This window comes from Kitasatospora sp. NPDC096140 (assembly GCF_040303045.1).
Classification (GTDB): domain Bacteria; phylum Actinomycetota; class Actinomycetes; order Streptomycetales; family Streptomycetaceae; genus Kitasatospora.
This window is the reverse complement of the sequence record NZ_JBEOUW010000001.1, coordinates 147,344-167,512: the sequence shown is the minus strand read 5'-3', so window position 1 is coordinate 167,512 and position 20,169 is coordinate 147,344. Positions and strand designations below refer to the sequence as shown.

General features: G+C 75.2%; 13 protein-coding genes. 7 read left to right on the top strand and 6 right to left on the bottom strand.

The window, feature by feature from the left end:
* Positions 1 to 3 precede the first annotated feature (3 nt).
* From ABT048_RS00735 to ABT048_RS00725, 3 genes are all read left to right on the top strand, one after another.
* Positions 4 to 3,750 carry a DUF5682 family protein gene (locus ABT048_RS00735; RefSeq protein WP_350519090.1) on the top strand — a complete coding sequence of 1,249 codons (3,747 nt, stop codon included), beginning with the start codon at positions 4 to 6 and terminating at the stop codon, positions 3,748 to 3,750.
* A complete protein-coding gene (locus tag ABT048_RS00730; RefSeq protein ID WP_350519089.1) occupies positions 3,747 to 5,672 on the top strand; it encodes a hypothetical protein in 1,926 nt (641 codons plus the stop codon). The genes ABT048_RS00735 and ABT048_RS00730 overlap by 4 nt, the downstream gene beginning before the upstream one ends.
* Before the next feature lie 104 nt (positions 5,673 to 5,776).
* Positions 5,777 to 6,229 (top strand): MarR family winged helix-turn-helix transcriptional regulator, encoded by a 453-nt coding sequence (locus tag ABT048_RS00725; protein WP_350519088.1) that lies wholly within the window; start codon positions 5,777 to 5,779, stop codon positions 6,227 to 6,229.
* Positions 6,230 to 6,347: 118 nt separating this feature from the next.
* On the opposite strand, the gene ABT048_RS00720 is transcribed toward ABT048_RS00725, so the two are convergent.
* The 5 genes from ABT048_RS00720 to ABT048_RS00700 all read right to left on the bottom strand — a co-directional run bounded on the left by ABT048_RS00720 (position 6,348) and on the right by ABT048_RS00700 (position 11,926).
* Entirely contained in the window at positions 6,348 to 6,923 is a 576-nt protein-coding gene (locus ABT048_RS00720) for a GTP-binding protein (protein ID WP_350519087.1), read from the bottom strand.
* Positions 6,924 to 7,118: 195 nt separating this feature from the next.
* Complete coding sequence (locus ABT048_RS00715) at positions 7,119 to 7,502, bottom strand: DUF742 domain-containing protein (protein WP_350519086.1); 384 nt, start codon at positions 7,500 to 7,502, stop codon at positions 7,119 to 7,121.
* Positions 7,499 to 7,930 (bottom strand): roadblock/LC7 domain-containing protein, encoded by a 432-nt coding sequence (locus ABT048_RS00710; RefSeq protein ID WP_350519085.1) that lies wholly within the window; start codon positions 7,928 to 7,930, stop codon positions 7,499 to 7,501. Before ABT048_RS00710 ends, ABT048_RS00715 begins: the two co-directional genes overlap by 4 nt.
* Positions 7,930 to 10,185: an ATP-binding protein gene (locus ABT048_RS00705; protein WP_350519084.1), complete on the bottom strand. Its 2,256-nt coding sequence runs from the start codon at positions 10,183 to 10,185 to the stop codon at positions 7,930 to 7,932. Before ABT048_RS00705 ends, ABT048_RS00710 begins: the two co-directional genes overlap by 1 nt.
* 472 nt (positions 10,186 to 10,657) lie before the next feature.
* Complete coding sequence (locus tag ABT048_RS00700; RefSeq protein WP_396547472.1) at positions 10,658 to 11,926, bottom strand: acyl-CoA dehydrogenase family protein; 1,269 nt, start codon at positions 11,924 to 11,926, stop codon at positions 10,658 to 10,660.
* Between the two features lie 422 nt (positions 11,927 to 12,348).
* On the opposite strand from ABT048_RS00700, the gene ABT048_RS00695 reads away from it, so the two are divergent.
* The 3 genes from ABT048_RS00695 to ABT048_RS00685 all read left to right on the top strand — a co-directional run bounded on the left by ABT048_RS00695 (position 12,349) and on the right by ABT048_RS00685 (position 18,012).
* A complete protein-coding gene (locus ABT048_RS00695; protein WP_350519083.1) occupies positions 12,349 to 13,425 on the top strand; it encodes a GAF domain-containing protein in 1,077 nt (358 codons plus the stop codon).
* 416 nt (positions 13,426 to 13,841) lie between these two features.
* Positions 13,842 to 15,428, top strand: coding sequence for a lipase maturation factor family protein (locus ABT048_RS00690; RefSeq protein ID WP_350519275.1), 1,587 nt, complete (start codon positions 13,842 to 13,844; stop codon positions 15,426 to 15,428).
* 205 nt (positions 15,429 to 15,633) lie between these two features.
* Positions 15,634 to 18,012, top strand: coding sequence for a hypothetical protein (locus ABT048_RS00685; protein ID WP_350519082.1), 2,379 nt, complete (start codon positions 15,634 to 15,636; stop codon positions 18,010 to 18,012).
* 94 nt (positions 18,013 to 18,106) lie between these two features.
* Here ABT048_RS00685 and ABT048_RS00680 read toward each other — a convergent pair whose 3' ends face one another.
* Positions 18,107 to 18,937 carry a helical backbone metal receptor gene (locus tag ABT048_RS00680; protein ID WP_350519081.1) on the bottom strand — a complete coding sequence of 277 codons (831 nt, stop codon included), beginning with the start codon at positions 18,935 to 18,937 and terminating at the stop codon, positions 18,107 to 18,109.
* A gap of 143 nt (positions 18,938 to 19,080) precedes the next feature.
* Here ABT048_RS00680 and ABT048_RS00675 point away from each other — a divergent pair, with 143 nt between their 5' ends.
* Positions 19,081 to 20,169, top strand: a complete 1,089-nt coding sequence (locus tag ABT048_RS00675) for an ABC transporter substrate-binding protein (protein ID WP_350519080.1) — start codon at positions 19,081 to 19,083, stop codon at positions 20,167 to 20,169.

The window sequence follows — 20,169 nt, the reverse complement described above, 5'->3', positions numbered from 1 at the left end:
CCGATGAGCACGAGCAGCGCGGTGACACCCGCCCCGGACGACGCGGACCGGACGGTCCGGACCGAGGCCGACCGGCTGGCCGCCTCCGGCACCGGCCGACCGGGGCCCTACCTGATCGGCGTGCGCCACCACGCGCCGTCCCTCAGCGCGGCCGTCCCCGCGCTGCTCGACGCCGCCCGGCCGGAGGCGGTCCTGGTCGAACTGCCCGCCGAGTTCCAACCCTGGCTCGACTGGCTGGCCGACGAGGCGACCGAAGCCCCGGTCGCCCTCGCGGCCGCCCCGGCCGGGCCCGAGGAGGCGGGCGGGCCCGCCTTCTACCCCTTCGCCGACTTCTCCCCGGAACTCGCCGCCCTGCGGTGGGCCCGGCGCAACGGCGTGGAGGCCATCGCCTGCGACCTCCCGCTCGCCCGCCGCTCCGCCCGGGCCGCGGCAGGCCGGCCCGGTACCGCCGAGCCCGGTGCCGCCGAGCCCGGCACGGCCGGTGCGCCCGGCGTCGCCGACGCGCTGCGCCACCGCCTCACCGGCCGGGACTCCGACGAGGACCTGTGGGACCGCCTGGTCGAGACCGCCGCCCCCGGTTCCAGCCCGGAGGCCGTCCGGCGCGCCGCCCTGCTCGTGGGCTGGGCGCTGCGCCACGACGCCGAGACCGGTCCCGGCGTCGACCCGTACGACCTGCGCCGCGAGGCCTGGATGCGCGCCCGCATCCGCGCCGCCTCGGCCGGCGGGCGCCGGATCGCCGCCGTCATCGGCGCCTTCCACGCCCCCGCCCTGCTGGACGGGCCGGTCGCCGCCGACGAAGCGACGCCCGACGACCCCGGCCACGTCCTGTCCCTGATCCCCTACACCTACCCGCTGCTCGACGCCCGCTCCGGCTACCCGGCGGGCATCCGCGACCCGGAGTGGCAGCACACCGTCCTCGACGCCGGCGGCGACCCCGAACGGCTCGCCGAGGCACTCACCACCACCGCCGTCCGGATCTGCGCCGCCCTGCGCGCCCAGGACCACCCCAGCGGCCCGGCGGACGCCCGCGAGATCGTCCGCCTGGCCGGCGACCTCGCCCGGCTGCGCGGCCACGCCGCCCCCGGCCGCGGCGAGCTGGTCGAGGCGGTGCAGACCGTCCTCGCCCAGGGCGAACCCCTCGGCCGCGGCCGGGCCGTCGCCCGCGCCCTCGAACAGGTCCTGATCGGCACCCGCACCGGCCGTCCCACCCCCGCCGCCCCGCGCAGCGGTCTCGCCCCCGCCGTCGAGACCCTCCTCGCCGACCTCGGCCTCCCCGGCCCCGGCGACCCCGGCCCGCGGGACCTGCGCCTCGACCCGCTGCGCAGCCCCCTCGACCGCCGCCGCGAGATCCTCCTCCACCGGCTCACCGCCTGCGACGTCCCCTACGGGGAGCCCGTCGCCACCACCGGCGCCGGCGGCACCGAAGCCCTCGGTACCCGCTGGAACCTTCACTGGACGCCCGCCACCGCCGCCATGCTCACCGTCGCCGGCACCCGGGGCGTCACCCCCGCCCAGGCCGCCGAAGGCGCCCTGCGCAGCCGCCTCACCGCCGACCCGTCCCCGCGCGAGATCATCGACGGCCTCACCGCCGCCGCCTCCTGCGCCCTCCCCACCCTCACCGCGACCCGCCTCACCCAACTCACCACCACCCTCCCCACCTCGGCCACCCTCCCCGACCTCCTCGACGCCCTCTCCCTCCTGGACCGCCTCGCCGCCGGCCACTTCCCGGGCTGCGCCCCGAGCGAGGGGACGGCACCGGCGACGGCCACCCCTGCGCCGGGCGGAGCTGCGCTTCCGCGGACCCTGGCCGAGGCGACGACCGCCGGTCCGTCGGGGGAGTCCGAGCCCTCCGGTGGCGCGGTCGACGCCGATCGCGCCCAGGAGTCCGGATCCTCCTCCCCCCTCCCGGTCGAGCCGCTCTCGGCCGCCCCCCTGGCAGCCGCCGGGGAGGTCCTGACGGTCGCCGCCGTACGGCAGTTGGAGGGGCTGGGCGGGTCCGACGACCCGCAGGACGCCCGGGCGCTGGTGGAACTCGTGCGGCGGGCGGACCGGCTGGGCGGGGTGCGACTGGCGTACGTGCTGGCCGAACTCGCCGAGCGGGGGAGCCCGTTGGTGCGGGGCGCGGCCGGCGCGGTGCGGGTGCTGCTCGGGCAGGACGAGGCCGGGGCGCTGGGCGGCCGGGCGGCCTCCTGGGTCGACGGCGCGACCGGCCCGGAGGCGCGGCACGCGCTCGGCCGGGCGCTGGTCGGGCTGCTGACGGCGGCGGAGGGACTGTTCGACTCCGCTCCCGAAGCGCTGGAGCCGGTGCTGGAGCGGGTCACCTCGCTGCCCGACGACGCCTTCCTGGACCGGCTGCCCGCGCTGCGCGGCGGCTTCGACACGCTCAGCCCGGCCGCCCGCGACCGGCTGCTGGCCCTGGTCGAGGAGCGCCTGGGCACCCGCCTCACCGCGTTGCCGGAGGAGGCCGGCCCCGCCGTGGTCGCCGGCTGGGTGCGGGCGGACCTCGCGGCCCGCTCCGCGCTGGCCCGCCGCGGCCTGCTGCCGGCGGCGCCGCCGGCCCCCGAGGCGGCCCCCGAGCGGGACGCCGAGCGGGCCCACGCGGCGGGGCCCACCCCCGTGGTGGGTGACCCGGCCCGGCACACCCTCGCCCCCGCCGACCGCTGGCGGCTGCTCCTCGGCCGCCCCGGCAGCGGCGGCCTGAGCGGCCGGAGCGCCCGAATCGCCACCGCCCTGGACGAGTTGTACGGCAGCGGGCACGGCGAGGGCTCCGGCCCCGGACTGGAGAGCCGGGGCGGCCGGGGCGGCCGCGAGGCCCCCTACCCCGGCGTGCGGGAGTGGGCCGAGGAACTGGAGTCGCTGTTCGGACCGGGCCTGCGGGAGGAGGTGCTGGCCACCGCCGTCGCGCAGGGCCGCACCGACGTCCTGGAGGCGATCGACCCGTCCGCCGTGCGCCCGTCCGTCGACCTGCTGCGCACCGTCCTGGAGCACGCGGGCGGCCTGCCCGAGGCCCGGCTGGCGCGGCTGCGCCCGCTGGTGCGGCGGCTGGTGGACGAGCTGACCCGGCAGCTGGCGACCACGCTGCGCCCGGCGCTGACCGGGATCGCGGTGCCGCGCCCGTCCCGGCGGCCGGGCGGCCGGCTGGACCTGGACCGGACCATCCGGGCCAACCTGGCCACCGCCCGTCCCTCGCCCGACGGCGGCACCCTGATCGTGCCCGAGCGCCCGGTGTTCCGGACGAGGGCGCGCCAGGCCAACGACTGGCGGCTCATCCTGGTCGTCGACGTCTCCGGATCGATGGAGGCCTCCACGGTCTGGGCGGCGCTGACGGCCTCGATCCTGGCCGGGGTGCCCTCGCTGAGCACCCACTTCGTCGCGTTCTCCACCGAGGTGGTCGACCTCACGGAGCGCGTCGAGGATCCGTTGAGCCTGCTGCTGGAGGTGCGGATCGGCGGCGGTACCAGCATCGCGAGCGGCCTGCGCTACGCGCGGGAGCTGGTGACGGTGCCGTCCCGCACGCTGGTCGCGGTGGTCAGCGACTTCGAGGAGGGCGGGCCGGTGGCCGGGCTGCTGGCGCAGACCCGGGCGCTGGTGGACTCCGGTGTGCACCTGCTGGGTTGCGCGGCGCTGGACGACACCGGGACGGCCCGCTACTCGAAGGCGGTCGCGAGCCGGTTGGTCGCGGCCGGAATGCCCGTGGCGGCGTTGAGCCCGCTGGAACTGGCCCGCTGGGTGGGGGAGAAGGTGCGATGAGCGTGATTGCGCGGACGAGTGACTGGCCGGGTGTGCGGCCGGAGGTGGTCGCCGAGGTGGTGGCGGGGCTGAGCGCCCGGCTGCAGAAACGGGTGGACGGTGCGGCGGCGAAGCTGGCGGGGCGTCCGGTGGCCCGCGAGGGCGACGAGTGGCGGGTGGAGGTGGACGAGGAGACGGTGCTCGTCCTGCACGCGCCGGGCGGTACGGTCGCCGACCAGGCGGACGTCCGCTGCGGCTGCCTGCTCGCCCCGGCCTGCGTGCACCGGGCCGCGGCCGTCACCCTCTGCCCGCTTGCCGAGCCGACCGCGGAGGAGGAGCCGCCCGGGACGACCGGGACGACCGAACAGCCCGGGACACCCGGGACGACCGGAGCCGCGCCCGCAGGCCCGGCGCCCGTCGAACCGCAGGCCCCCGTCGCCCCCCTCACCCCGCTCACCACCGCCGAGCTCGACGCCGCCCGCCACCTCCACCGGGCCGCGACCGCCGTCCTCGCCGCCGGGGTGAGCGGTGCGGGCGCCGTCGTCCAGGCCGAACTCCTGCGCGCCGGCCACCGGGCCCGGCTCGCCGGCCTGCACCGACCGGCCGCGGCGGCCGTCGCCGTGGTGACCGGGGTCCGGGCGGCCCGCACCGGCGCGCCCGACCACCGGCTGGCGGACCTGGTGGCCGGCCTTCGCGAGCTGCTCGGCCTCACCACCGCGCTGACCGCGAGTGTCGGCCCGGTCGCCGAGCTGCGCGGCACCGCGCGCCAGGCCTACCGGGAGGAGGGCGGCCTGCGGCTCTACGGACTGTTCGCCGAGCCGGTGCTGACGGCGACCCACGCGGGCGCGGTCAGCTGGGCGGTGGACGCGGACGGGCGCCTCAGCACGATCGCCGAGGTCATGCCGCACGACGACGCGGCGGCGGCCGCCCCGCAGGCGGTCGGGGCTGGCAACCGGACGGTCCGGCTGGGCGACGCCGCGCTCAGCCACCGCGAGTTCAGCCGCGCCGGGCTGGTCGTCCAGGGCGCGACCCGGTCCGCCTCCGGGCGGCTGGGGGCCGGCGCCGCCGTCCGGGCCGTCCGCGCGGCGGGCGCGGCGTGGGCGGCCGAGCCGGCGGCCCGGCTCTGGGCCGAACCGGCAGCGGCCCAGGTGGCACGGGCGCTCGGGGCGCAGGACCTTCCGTACGAGAGCCGGCCGGCCGGGAGCGACCTGCTCTTCCTGGACGTCACCCTGCTGGGCCCGGCCCCCACCGGGCCGGGCGGGGCGCCGCAGCTGTTGGCGCGGTGCGCGGAGGACGGGCCGGTGATCGCCCTGCGCGCGGCGCACGAGCACCCCGACCTGCCGTTCCGGGCGAACCTCGCGCTGCTCGCCACCGTGCCCGGCCTGCGGCTGCGGGTGGTCGGCCGGCTGGAACGCGCGGACCGCCCGGAGCTGCGCCTGCTCGCGATCGGCACGCCGCCGCAGGCGCCCGACCCGCTGGCCGTGGCCGACAGCGCGGGCCGGGTCAACCTCGGCCTCGAACGCCTGCAGACCGCCGACCTCACCGTCCCCGTTGCGACGGACCCTCCGACCGCCGACGCGCTCCCCGGCGTGACGGACCGTACGGCTCCCGAGCGCTCCGACGCCCCCGCGCCGTACGGTCCGCCCGTGCACGTGCTCGGCCGGCGGGTGGAGCAGACGGTCACCACCGGCCGGCACGCCCTCGGCCCGAGCGGGGCCACGGCGGCGGCCGACCGGGGCCTGCTGCGCGCCGCCGGGCTGACCACCGCCGCCGAGCTGCTGGACGGCCTGCGGGCCGCCGCGGCCGACCAGCGGCGTGACGTGTTCGGCCGGGTCGTCGTGGACGACCATGACGCCTTCGCCGCCGCCTGGCTGGCGGCTGCCTGGTACACGGAGGAGCTGGCCACGGCGCTCTGCGCGGCGGCCTGGGCCGGGGAGGGGTGAGCCATCGGCCGAACTGCTTGCAGGGACCGGTAGTCCGCGCTGACTGGCATACTTGTCGCCCAGGAGGCACCGACCACGCGGTGCAGCGGAAAGGACGGCGCGCCATGGGGATCCGGGACGACGCGGCCGAGATCCGGGCCCGCGGCTGGCGTACGCTCGCCGCCCTGCACGGCATGATCGACACCGCGCTGGAGAAGGCGCTCCAGGCCGAGTGCAAGCTCTCGGTGGTCGAGTACACCGTGCTGGAGGCGCTCTCGCGCCAGGACGGCTGGCACATGCGGATGCAGCAGCTGGCCCGTGCGGCGGCGCTCAGCAGCAGCGCGACCACCCGGCTGGTCAGCCGGCTGGAGGACCGGGGCCTGCTGGGCCGTTACCTCTGCGCGGACGACCGGCGCGGCATCTACACCGAGCTGACGCCGGCGGGCCGCGACCTGCTGGCGGTCGCCCGGCCCGTGCACGACGCCGTCCTGGAGGCGACCCTGGCCCGGGCCACCGAGGTCCCCGAGCTCGCTCCGCTGGTGGGCTCGCTCGCCGAGCTCGACCCGGCGCACGCCTAGCCGCACGGCTCCGCAGTCGGGACCGACCGCCCGCGCAGCCCGCGGCCGACGGCACGGCCACCCGTACAGCCACGGCCAGCCGCGCAGCCAGGGCCGCCCGCGGGGCGGGCGACCGCCCTCACCGCCGCCCGGAGGCCAGGGCGTTGCGGTGCACCCGGTCGAGCAGCGCGAGCAGCAGCTCCTTGCTGGACGCCCGCTCCCGGACGTCGCACAGCACGACCGGGACCTCCGGCCCGAGGTCGAGGGCGCGGCGCACCTCGTCGGGGGTGGCGTCGCGGCGGCCGTGGAAGCAGTTGACGCCGATCGCGAACGGGATGCCGCGCTGCTCGAAGAAGTCCACGGCGGCGAAGCTGGATTCGAGCCGTCGGGTGTCGGCGAGGATGATCGCCCCGAGGGCGCCGAGCGCCAGGTCGTCCCACATGAACCAGAAGCGGAACTGGCCCGGCGTGCCGAAGAGGTAGAGCACCAGGTCCTCGCGGACGGTGATCCGCCCGAAGTCCATGGCCACCGTGGTGGTGGACTTGTCCTGGATGCCGTCGAGGCTGTCGACCCCGATGCTGGCGCGGGTCATCCGTTCCTCGGTCTGCAGCGGTTCGATCTCGCTGACCGAGCCGACCATGGTGGTCTTACCGACGCCGAAGCCGCCGGCAACGAGGATCTTGACCGCGCCTGGCACCAGGCTCTTGGTCGTCAATTCGGGTCTCCTGGAAGGGAACTGGGAGAGCGGGGGGCAACTGGGGCAGCCGGTCCGCCTGGGGCCGGCCGGGCCGCCCGGGTTGACGGGAGCCGACCGGAGCCGACCGGGGAACCGGGCCGTCGGCGCGACCGGAGCCGCGTCGGGCGGTGCCCCCGTCGGCCGTCGGTACGGCCGCGGCGGGGGCACCGCCCCTCAGAGTCTGCGGACTCCCTCGATCACGGCCTGGATCAGTGAGATGTCGGGCGCTTCGGCGAGCTCGACCGGGGCACGGGTGAGGATCAGCCGGGCCTCGGCCAGGTCGTCCAGCAGCACCTTGACCACGCTGACCGGCAGGTCGAGGGTGGCCGCGATCTCGGCCACGGCCAGCGGGCGTTCGCGGCACAGGTCGATGATCGCGGCCGGTTCGGGCGAGAGCCGGGTGGTGTCGGTGCGCGGGTCGGCGGTGACCACCAGGGTGATCAGCGCGAAGCCGTCACGGACCGGCCCGGTGCGCCCGTTGGTGATCGCGTAGGGGCGGACCAGATGGCCGGCGTCCTTGTCGTAGAACCAGCCCTCGTCGGTGTCGGCGGTGGTCACGCACCGCCACCCACGCCGACCTGGCCGGCATCGCTGCGCGGCGCCGCGGTCAGGTACTGGCCGACCTGCTTGACCAGCATGTTGATCTCGTAGGCCATCAGTCCGGCGTCCACCTGCTCGCTGGTCAGGACGGCGAGCCGGGCGCCCTGCCCGGCGGTGGTGACGAACAGGAACAGCTGGTCCATCTCGACCACGGTCTGCCGGACCCGTCCGCCGTTGAAGCGGTGCCCGGCGCCGCGGGCGAGGCTCTGCAGGCCGGAGGCGACGGCGGACAGGTGCTCGGCGTCGGCCCGGTCGAGGCCCTGGGACATGCCGACCAGCAGGCCGTCCTCCGAGAGGACGATGGCGTGCCGGGTCTCGGGGACCCGTGCGACCAGCTGGTCCAGCAGCCAGTTGAGGTCGCGCTGGGTTTCGGTGTGCTGCGTCATCACTGCTGTTCCTTGGCTTCCTGAGCGGCGGAGGCTTCCTGAGCGGCGGAAGGTGCGGCCGGGGTGCGGGGGGCGGCGGGCGCCGGGGAGGCCGGGGCGCCCGGTTCGGTGGCGGCCGCGCGGGCGGTCCGGGTGCCGCGCTGGATGGCGGCCATGGTGGCGCGGGAGCGCTGCGGTGACGGGTCCTCGGCTTCGGCGTCGGCTTCGGCACCGCCGTACCGGGGCGCGAGCGGGGCGGCCGGAGCCGCCGGGGTGCCCGGCGCGGCAGGTCGGACGGCGCCGGTGGGGCCCGCATGGCCGGGGTGGCCGAGGGACGGCGGGAGCAGGGCACCGGGCGCGTTGGCCTCGCGGAGCTGCTCGGCGAGGCTGGCGTTGCGGACCCGCTGCGGCAGGACCCGCGGGGTGCGCAGTTCGCCGTCCGGGCCGTGCTCCACGCGGTCCTCCTGCGGGCGTTCGTGGGTCGTCGCGGAGTGGTCGGCGGGCGCCGGGTCGAAGGGCGCCGGGTCGAAGGGCACCGCGGCCGGCTCGCCCGCGAACTCCGTGCCGTAGTGGCCCGCCGACGGGCCCTCGGCGAGGGCGTCCGCGGGGACGTCGCCACCCGCGCCGCCGGGGACGTCGTACGGGCGCGGCAGGGCGGGCCGCGGGACGACCACGGCACCGGGCAGTCCGGGGATCCGGGCGCCGACGGGCAGACCGCCGTTGGCCGGTGCCGCAGGAGCACCGTCCCGCGGCCCGCCGTCGAGGAGTCCGCCGTCGATCAGCCCGCTGTCCAGCAGACCGCCCTCCAGCAGCCCGCCGTCGATCAGTCCGCCGTCGAGGAGACCGCCGTCCGTCCGGCCGCCGTCCGCGGGTCGCGGGTCGACCAGCTCGCCGGCGATCACGGTGCCGTCGCCCGCGACGGCGCCGGTGGTCGTTCCCGGAGCACCGTCGAGCCCGGTCTCCGGGGAGGCCGGCCCGGTGGGTCCGGTCGGCCCGTTGCCCAGCAGTCCGCTGAGCACTCCGGCGAGCGCGCCCGACAGTTCCTCGTCGACCTCCCCGAGGTCGCCGTCTCCCGTCGCCCGGGCGTCCGGCACCGGGGTGCGGGTGACGCGTGCGCCGGACGGCAGTCCGGGCACCGCGGCCGGCTGTTCGGCCTGCTCCAGCAGGGCCGAGGGCACCAGTACCACGGCCCGGGTGCCGCCGTACGGCGAGGGCCGCAGGGTGACCTGGATGTCGTGCCGGGCGGCCAGCCGCGCGACGACGAACAGGCCGAGGCGCAGGTCGTCGCCGAGCGCGGAGACGTCCAGCTCCGGCGGGTTGGCCAGGTACTCGTTGAGCCGCTCGTACTCCTCCTCGCCCATGCCGAGGCCGCGGTCCTCGACCTCGACCGCCAGGCCCTTGGGTACCTCCTGCGCGGAGACCTGCACCTGGGTGTACGGCGGGGAGAAGGTGGTGCCGTTCTCGATCAGCTCGGCGATCAGGTGGATGACGTCGGCGACGGCCTGTCCGCTGAGCGAGGCGCGCGGCACGCCCTGGACGACGACACGGGCGTAGTTCTCGGTCTCGGAGACGGCGCTGCGCAGCACGTTGACCATGGGCACGGCGTTGCGCCAACGGCGGGCGGGCAGCGCGCCGCCGAGGATGACCAGGTTCTCGGCGTTGCGCCGCATCCGGGTGGCCAGGTGGTCGACCGCGAACAGCTCACGCAGCAGCTCGGGTTCCTCGTGCTCGCGCTCCAGCGCGTCGAGCATGCTGATCTGGCGGTGGATCAGGATCTGGGTGCGGCGGGCGATGTTGAGGAAGACCTTCTTCGTCCCCTCGCGGCCCTGGGCCTGGTGGACGATGGCGGCGACGGCGGCCTGGCGGACGGCGGCGAGGCCGTCGGCGGTCTGCTGGACCTCGTCGCCGATCCGGCGGGAGGGCGCCCAGGCGGGCGGGGTGGGCACCGGCTCGCCGGCGCGCAGTCGCCCGACCACCTCGGGGATCTCCTGCTGGGCGAGCGCGAGGGTGTCGGCGCGCAGCCCGGAGAGGCGGCCGGACAGCATCCGGGCGGCCCGGATGCCGCGGATCAGGCTGAACAGCAGGACCACGGCGACGACGGCGGTGCCGATCAGCAGCGCGGTGCGGTTTCCGGCGTCGCGCAGCAGGTAGGCGGCGTAGCCCCAGGCTGCGGCGAGGCCCAGGCTGGGGACCAGCACGAGGGCGAGGAGCGAGCTGCGGAGGGAGCCGGACCGGCCGGCGCGGTGGCCCGTGCGGGGGGCCGATATGCCTGGCATCTGATTCCTTGTTGCAGGGCCGAGTTGCAGGCCGGGTCGCGGGTCCGAACGACGGATCGGCCCGTGCGGCCCGGGCGGGCTTCAGGGCGCCGAGGCCGGGGCCGCCGGACGGGGTGACGCGGTGTCACCGTCCGGGCGGTGTACAGCCACGGCCGCCGACGGCAGGAAACCTATCAGTCCCAGGTGGCCTCATCGCAACATCAACTGACGATATGTGAACGGCTGATGACCCGGGAGGTTCTCGGCGGCCGGAGCGTTCGCCGACGGATCGCCGCAGCTCAGCGCCTTCGTCGTGACATGCGGACGGCCCTCCGGGAGGCGGGGTGCGCTTCCCGGAGGGCCGTCAGGAACAGGTCAAACGATCGTATGCTGAAGGATCGTCACCGTCTGTCCCGGCCGGGCCCTGGCCGGAGGTCGGGTGCCGCTGATCAGCCCGGTCAGGTGCGGGGGGCGCCCGGACCGGTACCGGTGATCAGCCCGCCAGCGAGATCGGCACCACCCGTCCGTCCTTCTCGTCGCGGCCCTCGGCCTCCAGCTGGTTCAGCTCGGTCCACGCCCAGCTCGCCAGGTCGGACAGCTCGGCCGACCACTGCTTGCCGTAGGTGCCCGAGGCGACCTGCCCGAGCCGGAGCTTCTGGACGTCCGAGGTGCCGGCCGGGGCGTAGATGTGGGTCGCGTCCCGCAGGTAGCGGATGATGTTGAACTCCTCCTGGGTGCCGCGGGCGGCCAGGATCTCCATCGCGCTGCGCGCCGAGTCCATCGCGTACTCGGTGTTGATGAGCTTGGCGTTCATCAGCTCGGCGTCGCACGGCTTGCCGTTGTCCAGCAGGTGCGAGGCGTGGTACGCGGCCAGCTTGGCGGTCATCAGCTTGGACTGCAGCTCGCCCAGCTTCAGCGCGACGCTGTTCAGCTGGTTGAGCGGCTTGCCGTACAGGACGCGCTCCTCGGCGTAGCGCACGACGTCCTCGACGATCGCGACGTGGATGCCGAGCGCCACGGCGCCCAGGTTGAGGCGGCCGTAGAGGGTGGAGGAGGAGTAGGCGACGTCCAGGCCCTGCCCCTCCTCGCCCAGCCGGTTGCCGACCGGGATGCGGCAGTCCTCGAATATCAGCTCGCCGAAGCTGAAGCCGTGCAGGCCGCCCTGGGTGCCGAGCGTGCCGGTGCGGAAGCCCGGCCGGTCGCTCTCGACCAGGAAGGCGGAGAGCCCCCCGCTGCCCTTGTCGGTGCGGAAGACCACACCGTGCACGTCGCCGATGTGGGAGTTGCCGACGAACCACTTGCGGCCGTTGATCACGTACTCGTCGCCCTCGCGGCGGGCGGTGCCGGCCATGCCGAGCACGTGCCCGCCCGACTCCGGCTCGGTGACCGCGATGGTCGGCAGGGACTCGCCCGAGGCGAACTTCGGCAGCCACTCGCGCCGCTGCGCGTCCGAGCCGAAGTGGATGACCTTGGCGACGCCGAGCTGGGAGGCCTGCGCCATGGCGCCCATCGCGCCGCTGACGCGGGCGAGTTCCTCCACGATGATGGTCTTGGCCAGGTGGCCCAGCCCCAGGCCGCCGAACTCCTTGGGGATGGTCACGCCGATCCAGCCGCGGCGGGCGATCTCCCGGGAGAGCTCGAACTCGACCTCCCGGTCGGCCTCCATTCTGGCGACCTGCGGACGCACCTCCTTCTCCGCGAACTCACGGACCTCCGCCCGGAGGCTCTCGTGTCGCTCGTCGGTGAAGTAGTCCATAGCCATGCTTGGTCCTCTCGTTCCAGTGGGTGTCGTGCCTCCGTTCATGCCGTCGATGCCGCTCCGGCCGCGCCCCGGGGATATCGGGTGGGGGTGTGGAGGTGTGGCGGCCGATCGCTCCCTTGCAATCGGTGCATGCGGACCCTGGCGCGGTTTCCCGGGGGGAGAGGAATACCGTCCGTGTCTCCGGCAGGGCTCATTGTCATATGTGAACACCCCCTTCACAGCTAGTTGATCTTGGAATGGCGAGATTCGGCGCGTCGTAGTTACTCACGGGTTTCGTTCCCATGTGGGTAGGGGAATGATCTTTCCCCTCCTCGCAACCCGGCTGAGCGCCCGTTCACATGCGGCTTTGACTGTGCATCAGCAACGCTGGTGACCGGTACCGGTAGCACCGAAGGGCCCGGATGTCTGATTACATGTGCGCCATGACTGATGTGATGAGCACTCAAGGCCAGTTCCCGGGTGCCGCCGGGGAGTCCGAGCGGACCCGCAGGCTGCGCAGCCTGGGTCTGAACGAACCGTCCGCGGACGAGGCCTTCGACCGCTTCGCGCACCTGGCAGCCAGCATCACCCGCGCTCCCATCGCGATGGTCAACTTCATCAACGACGAGCGCCAGATGTTCCGGGGGCTCTACATTCCGCCAAACTCGGCCGAGATCGCGGCCGAAGAGGGAGCTTCGTGGGCGGACCGGGGCATCGCCTTCGACCTTCCGACCCGTCAGATGCCGATGAGCCACGGCTTCTGCCCGCACGTGGTCGCCCAGCGCTCGCCCCTCGCGCTGGACGACATCCTCGCCTACCCCCGGTTCGCCGGTAACCCCGTCGTGGACGAACTCGGCGTCCGGGCCTACCTCGGCGCCCCGCTCGTCGACGACACCAACACCGTCATCGGCACCGTCTGCGTCCTCGACCGGGAACCCCGGCAGTGGGGCCGCGAGCGGCTGCGCGACATCCAGCACCTCGCCGAGGCGCTGCTCTCCGAGATCCGGCTGCGCGACAACCTGCTCGCCCAGCAGCAGGAGATGTTCGCCGCCTTCGACGGCTCCCCGTTCCCCATCATGCTCACCGACGGCCCCGGCCAGGAGATCCGCTACGCCAACGCCCAGCACGCCAACGCCTTCGGTGCCCCGGTGGCGTACGGCGCGATCGGTCAGGCCTACCCGCAACTCGGCGTGGCCGGCCTGCAGCAGGCCGTCTCGGAGGCGTACCGCACCGGCCGCACCACCGTCCTCAACGACGTCCGGGTGCAGTCGACCAGCCCCGACGCCCAGCGCATCCAGCAGATCTTCAGCTTCACCTGCACCCCGCTGCGGGCCGCGCGCACCGGCCAGGTCAACGGTGTCCTCACCGTCGGCATGGACGTCACCGCACAGTCCCGCACGGAGGAGGAGCTCGGCACGCTGGCCGCGCTGCTGGTCGACCGGCTGCAGCAGAACGGCGCCGCGACCGCGACCGGCCGTCCGGGCATCGCCGGCGGAGCCGGACTCGTCCTGCCGGGCTGAGCCGCCGACCGGTCGCCCGCGTGCGGCATCGAGGCCCGCGCCCGAACCGCCCGATCCGTCCGTGCGGGCCGGTTGGCCCGCATTACCCGCATCACCCGCATCACCCACGTCCCCCGCACGACAGGCACTACGCACAGTCCGTCCACCAGTCGTACTGCTCGTACCACTTGCGTGACTTGCGCGACTTGCACCATCCGCACCATCCGCGCCGTCATCGCCACCCGCACCACCCACCACCGTGGCGGGGCGCCTCTCACCCCCGATGAGAGGCTCCCCGCCACAGTGCCGTCCCGGTACCGCCGGAACTCCGCCACCCGCGGCGCCGCGCGCCCCGGCCGGGCCGAGCGGGTGAACCGTCCGCCGCCCGCGCCCCGGCCGGGCCCGCCCGCCGGACGGCGGTGGTAGGCATGGGCCGCATGGACTGGTTCGCCGCCCCCGACTACTGGCTGAGCCGGCTGCTCGTCCAACGCCTGCTCGCCGCGCTCTACCTGATCGGATTCCTCAACGCCGCCGCGCAGTTCCGCGCCCTCATCGGCGAGCACGGCATGCTGCCGGTGCCCCGGTTCACCGCGCGCGTCTCCTTCCGGCAGTCACCCGGCCTCTTCCACCTCCACTACAGCGACCGCTTCTTCGCCGCCGTCGCATGGAGCGGGGCCGCCCTCGCCGCCGCCGTCACGGCCGGGCTCGGCGACGCGGTGCCGCTCTGGGCCTCGATCCTCCTCTGGGCCGTGCTGTGGACCCTCTACCTCTCCATCGTCAACGTCGGGCAGACCTGGTACTCCTTCGGGTGGGAGTCCCTGCTGCTGGAAGCCGGCTTCCTCGCCGCCTTCCTGGGCAACGCCGACACCGCACCGCCCGCCCCGGTGCTGTGGCTGATGCGCTGGCTGGTCCTCCGCGTCGAGTTCGGCGCCGGACTGATCAAACTGCGCGGCGACAGCTGCTGGCGCGACCTGACCTGCCTCCGCTACCACCACGAGACCCAGCCGATGCCCGGACCGCTCAGCTGGTTCTTCCACCACCTGCCCGACCCGCTGCACCGGGTCGAGGTCGCCGCCAACCACTTCGTCCAACTCGTCGTACCGCTCGCCCTGCTGCTCCCGCAGCCGGTCGCGAGCTACGCGGCCTGCGCCGTCATCGCCACCCAGCTGTGGCTGATCGCCTCCGGCAACTTCGCCTGGCTCAACTGGCTCACCGTGACCCTGGCCATCGCCGCCGTGGAACCAGCCCGCCTCGGCCTGCCCGTCCACGCCCGCGCCTACCCCGGCACCCCGCTCTGGTACGAGGCGCTGGTGATCGCGCTGACCGCGGCCGTCGTCGTCCTCAGCTACTGGCCGGTGCGGAACATGGTCTCCCGCGGCCAGGTCATGAACCGGTCCTTCAACCGCCTCCACCTCGTCAACACCTACGGCGCCTTCGGCAGCGTCAACCGCCTGCGCCAGGAGGTCGTGGTCGAGGGCACCGACGAGGCGGTCCTCACCCCGCGCACCGTGTGGCGGGAGTACGGCTTCAAGGGCAAACCCGGCGACGTGCGCCGCCTGCCCCGTCAGTACGCCCCCTACCACCTGCGGCTGGACTGGCTGATGTGGTTCGCCGGCATCTCGCCCGGCTACGCCCGCCCCTGGTTCCTGCCCCTCGTCGCCCGCCTGCTCTCCGGCGACCCGGCCACGCTCCGGCTGCTGCGCCACAACCCCTTTCCGGACGCCCCACCGACCCACGTCCGGGCGACCCTCTACCTCTACCGGTTCACCGATTGGCGCGAACTGCGGGAAACCGGCGCGTGGTGGCGCCGCACCGCTCTGAGCGAGTACCTCGCGCCGGTCGACCTGCCCGCCCTCGGCCGCGCCGGGTACCGGCCACCGCTCGGCCGGCCGCGCCGCGGCGTCCGCGAGGTCCCGCTGGAACGGCTGCGAAGGCCCGGCCGCCGCCCCGGTCCGTCCGCCGTTCGGAGGCCGGGACACCCGTCCGGACCAGCGCCGGACCACCCGGGAGGGTCCCCCGAGTAGCGGCCAGGCGGGCGGTATGGCACACGACACCGGCCCGTCGGGGCGGTGGGTGCGTGCATGGCTCGAACGGGCACCCGTATTCTGGGCCTCCACACCGGCAGCCCGCCCGCGCGCCCCCTCGCCCCTCCCCGGGGCACCCCCGCGCAACCGGTCCGCCGCCCCCTCGCCGCCAGCCCCGCCGTCGTCGCCCAGAACCGGACCTCACATGACAGTGCTTCACTCGCGCAACGCCGACGCAGCCGACCCGGCGGACGTCGCCGACGCCGCAGACGTCAAGGACCCCCAGGACGCCGCCGCGGAGCCCGACCTCCGCGAGGACCTCGGCCGCTACGCCGAACTCGGGGCCTTCACCCTCACCGCCGACACCCACGCCTGGTACGCGGCCGTCGACACCGTCTCCACCCCGGAGGACGCCCGCGCCGCCTCCACCGCGCTCGCCGAGCTGCGCGGCAGCGACCTGCAGCAGACCTGGGAGGCCGTCACCGCCCTGGCCGCCGAGGTCAAGCTCGACGAGCCGGACACCGTCGCCAAGACCGCGCTCCTCGTCGAGATGCTCCAGCGGGTGCACCGCACCTCCGCCACCCTCACCACCGCCGCGTACGACGCCGACCTCGGCGCCCTCGCCGCCGCCACCGCCGACAGCGCCTGGCGCCGCGAGAACGGCGTCAAGCTCTCCTGGCTGCGCGGCCGCTTGCTGCGCAAGCAGGCCGCCGCCCTCGCCACCGACCGGCGCGTCCGCCGCGAGGACCTGCACGAGGCGCTCACCTCCGCCGAGATCGAGCGCCGCGCCTGGGCCGCCCTCGCCCCGGCCGGCAGCCTCCCGGTGGCGCCCGCCGACGGCGCCCTGATCGACCGCACCGCCCAGGCCTTCGAGGCGATCAACACCGGCCTGCGCGAGCTCTCCCGCCTCCTGCCCGACCACGACCTGGACGGGCTGCCCTTCGCCGAGCTCATCGACCTGGTCGAGCGGCTCGCGGCCGACGAGGGCACCCTCTACCGCCTCCCCACCATCCGCGGCCTGCGCGCCACGCTGGAGGAGGCCGGTCTCGGAGAACTGCTCACCGAACTCGCCGCCGCCAAGGCCGACCGCCGCGCCGCCGTGGCCGCGTACTCGGCCCGCCAGGCGCTCGCGGGCGGGCAGCGGGACGGGCTGGCGGAGAAGACCGTCGCCGAGGAGCCGACGGTCGAGGAGTCGGCGGTCGAGGAATCGGCTGCCGAGACCGAGACCGAGGCCGGTGCCGAGGCCGGTGCCGAGGCCGGTGCCGAGGCCGACGCTGAAGCGCTTGCGCGTCAGGCGCTCGCCGGTGGGCAGCGGGACGGTCTCGTGGAGGAGGTCCCGGCCCCGGTGACCGCTCCCGCCGGGGAGACCGTCGAGGTCGATGCGGCTGTCGACGTCGAGGCCGAGGCTGAGGCCGAGGACGTGACCGAGGCTGAGACCGGTGTTGAGGCGGTGTCGGGCTCGGACTCCGACACGGACGCCGCCGCCGTCGAGACGGCTGCCGCGGAGGAGCTGACGGAAGAGACCCCGGTTGCCGTGGTCTCCCTCCCGGCCCCGTCCCCGGCCGCCGACGACCTGGTCGCCGCGGCGACGGCCGCCCTGGCCGAGGTCGCAGCGGTGGAGGAGACGGCGGCCGAGGACGCGGAGTCGGCCGTCGAGGTCGAGGAGCCCGCCGCCGAGGCCGACGTGACGGAGACCGAAGTCGTCATCGAGGAGCCCGCCGTCGAGGCGGAGGCCCTGGTGGCCGAGCCCGAGCCCGAGCCCGAGGCCGAGGCCGAGGCTGAGGTCGAGGTCGAGCCCGAGGCTGCTGTCGAGGAGCCGGTTGTCGAGGTGGCCGTGGCTGCTGACGATGTCGCCGAGGCTGAGCCGGTGGCCGAGGTCGTGGCCGAGGAGCCGGTCGTCGAGGCCGAGGCCGCGCTGGCTGAGCCGGTGGCCGAGGAGGCCGCTGCCGAGGTCGAGCCCGAGGCTGCTGTCGAGGAGCCCGTCGCCGAGGTGGCCGTGGCTGCTGAGGACGTTGCCGAGGCTGAGCCGGTGGCCGAGGTTGTCGCCGAGGAGGCCGTTGCCGAGGTCGAGTCCGAGGTCCTTGCTGAGGAGCCCGTCGCTGAGGAGCCGGTTGTCGAGGCCGTCGTTGAGGAGCCCGTCGCCGAGGTGGCTGTGGCTGCTGAGCCCGTTGCCGAGGCTGAGCCGGTGACCGAGGTCGTCGTCGAGGAGCCCGCTGCCGAGGTCGTCGTCGAGGAGCCGGCCGTCGAGGAGCCCGTCGTCGAGGCGGAGACCTCCGCGGCCGAGCCCGAGCCCGAGGCCGCACCCGAGGCCGCACCCGAGGCCGCACCCGAGGCCGCACCCGAGGCCGCACCCGAGGCCGAGCCCGCTGCCGGTCGCGTGAAGCCGGACTTCACGCCCGGTCGTCCCGTGACCGCCTACTCGGCCGACGAGCTGCTCGCCGTCGTGCGGTGGGTGGACGGCGACGGGGTCGAGCGGAGTGACGAGGAGCTGCTGCGCGCGGCCATGAAGGAGCTGGGCTTCGCCCGTCTCGGCCCCCGCATCAAGGAGGCGCTGGGCGCCGCCGTCACCGCCGCACGCGGCTGACCTCGCCTGCCCCACAGGGCCCGGGACGCGATTTCGCGTCCCGGGCTCTTCCATGTCGTCGGCGGTCCCGCGGCGCTGAGCGGATCTCCGTCCGTCAGGCGTCGGCCGCGTCTGGTGTGAACGGGTGGTCGATCGCCTGCCGTAGGACGGCCGGGGCGGTGACGAGGGACGGTCCGTACCAGGTCAGGTGTCGCCCGCTGACCAGTGCGACCGGCGTGCCGGGGAAGGCCTCGGGGCCGTCCTCGGCGGTGAAGCGGTACGGTTCGTCCGGCAGGACCACCAACTCTGCTCGACAGTCGAGCAGTTCGGGCAGCGGGACGGCGGGGTAGCGCTCGGGGTGGTCGGCGTGGACGAGCCGCAGGCCGAGGCGGCGCAGCAGGTCCCCGGCGAAGGTGTCGCGGCCGAGGACCATCCACGGGCGGCGCCAGATCGGCACGACCGCCGTCGGGCCTTCGGAGGCGCCGGAGCTCTCGGACTCGTCGGGGCTCGGTCCGAGCGGCGCCCAGGCCGCCTCCGCCTCGTCCAGCCAGCCGGGGCGCGGCAGTCGGCAGGCGACGGTGAGCAGCCGGTCCAGGGACCGGAAGGCGTCGTCCAGGGTGCGAATGTCGGTGACCCAGACGGGGACGCCCGCCGCCCGCAGTGCGTCCAGGTCGGGGCGCCGGTTCTCCTCGTCGTTGGCGATGACGAGGTCGGGTTCGAGCGCGAGGACACCGGGGACGTCGGGGTTCTTGGTGCCGCCGATCCGGGTGACGGCGAGATCGGCGGGGTGGGTGCACCAGTCGGTGGCGCCGACCAGCAGTCCGGGCGCGGTGGCGGCGACCGCCTCGGTCAGCGAGGGTACGAGGGAGACCACGCGGCGGGGCGGGCGTGACCCGAGCCGGACGGGGAGGTCGAGGTCGTCGCGCGGGGCGGTGGGGTCGGCCATCCGGTCAGCCTACGTCCGTGCTGCGACGGTCGGTGGCGCCCTTTCCGGCGGATTCCCGGGAACCCGGTGCCCGGGGCGTCCGACTACCTGGTCCGGGTCCGCTGCACGGGCCCGAGCACGGACCACCGACCAGGAGAGTTGTCATGCGCCCACGCGTTGTCTGCGGAATCGCGGCCGCCGTCGCCCTGTTCGCCACGGCCTGCGGAAGCGGGGGCGGGGGCCCGCAGGGTGCCTCCGTCACCGCCGCGGCCCAGGCGGCCCCGGCCGGCGCCTACCCGGTGAAGGTCGCGGACTGCGCGGGCAAGGAGACCGTCGTCGCCAAGGCGCCGACGAAGATCGTCACCAGCAACGCGTCGAGCCTGGAGATGCTGCTCCGGCTCGGTGCCGGCGACCGGGTGATCGGGACGGGTTTCCCGCCCGGCAAGGGCACCCTGCCGGCGGACCTCGCCGACCAGGGCGCCAAGGTGCCGGTCCTGGGGGAGAAGGTGATCCCCAAGGAGAAGCTGCTCGGCTCCGGCGCCGACCTCTACGTGGACACCTTCAGCGCGATGCCGATGATGGGCGGGGGAGCCACCGGGCCGAGCGAGGAGGAGTACGCGGCGGCCGGCATCCAGCACGTCTACCTGCTCTCCACCGCCTGCGCCGGAACCCCGAAGGCGGCCAAGGCGCCGCGCACCGACCTCGCGGGGATCGAGGACGACATCCGCCGGCTCGGGGCCGTCACCGGCACCTCGGCCCGGGCGGAGGAACTGGTGGCCGGGATGGAGCGGCAGATCGGCGAGGTGCGCACCGCGCTCGCCGCCGTGCCGGAGGGGCAGCGGCCGAGCTACTTCGTCTTCGACTTCGACGCGGGCACCAAGCAGCCGGTGGCGGTCTGCGGCCGGCAGGTCGCCAACGCGGTGATCACCCAGGCCGGGGCGCGCAACGTGTTCGCCGACTGCGACGCCGACTTCAAGCCCGGCTCCTGGGAGGACGTCGTCGCCAAGAACCCGGACTGGATCCAGCTCGCCGTCCGCAACCGGGGCAGTGAGGAGGCCACCCGCAAGGCCTTCGACGACGCCGAGGCGTTCCTCAGGAGCTTCCCCGCGACCCAGGGCCTGAAGGCCGTCCAGGAGGGGCACTTCGTCCGCCTCGGCTCGGAGGTGACCACCATCGCGGGTGTGCGCAACGCGGACGCCGTCCGGCAGATCGCCGCGACCGTCCACCCCGACCTCGTCAAGAACGGCCAGTAG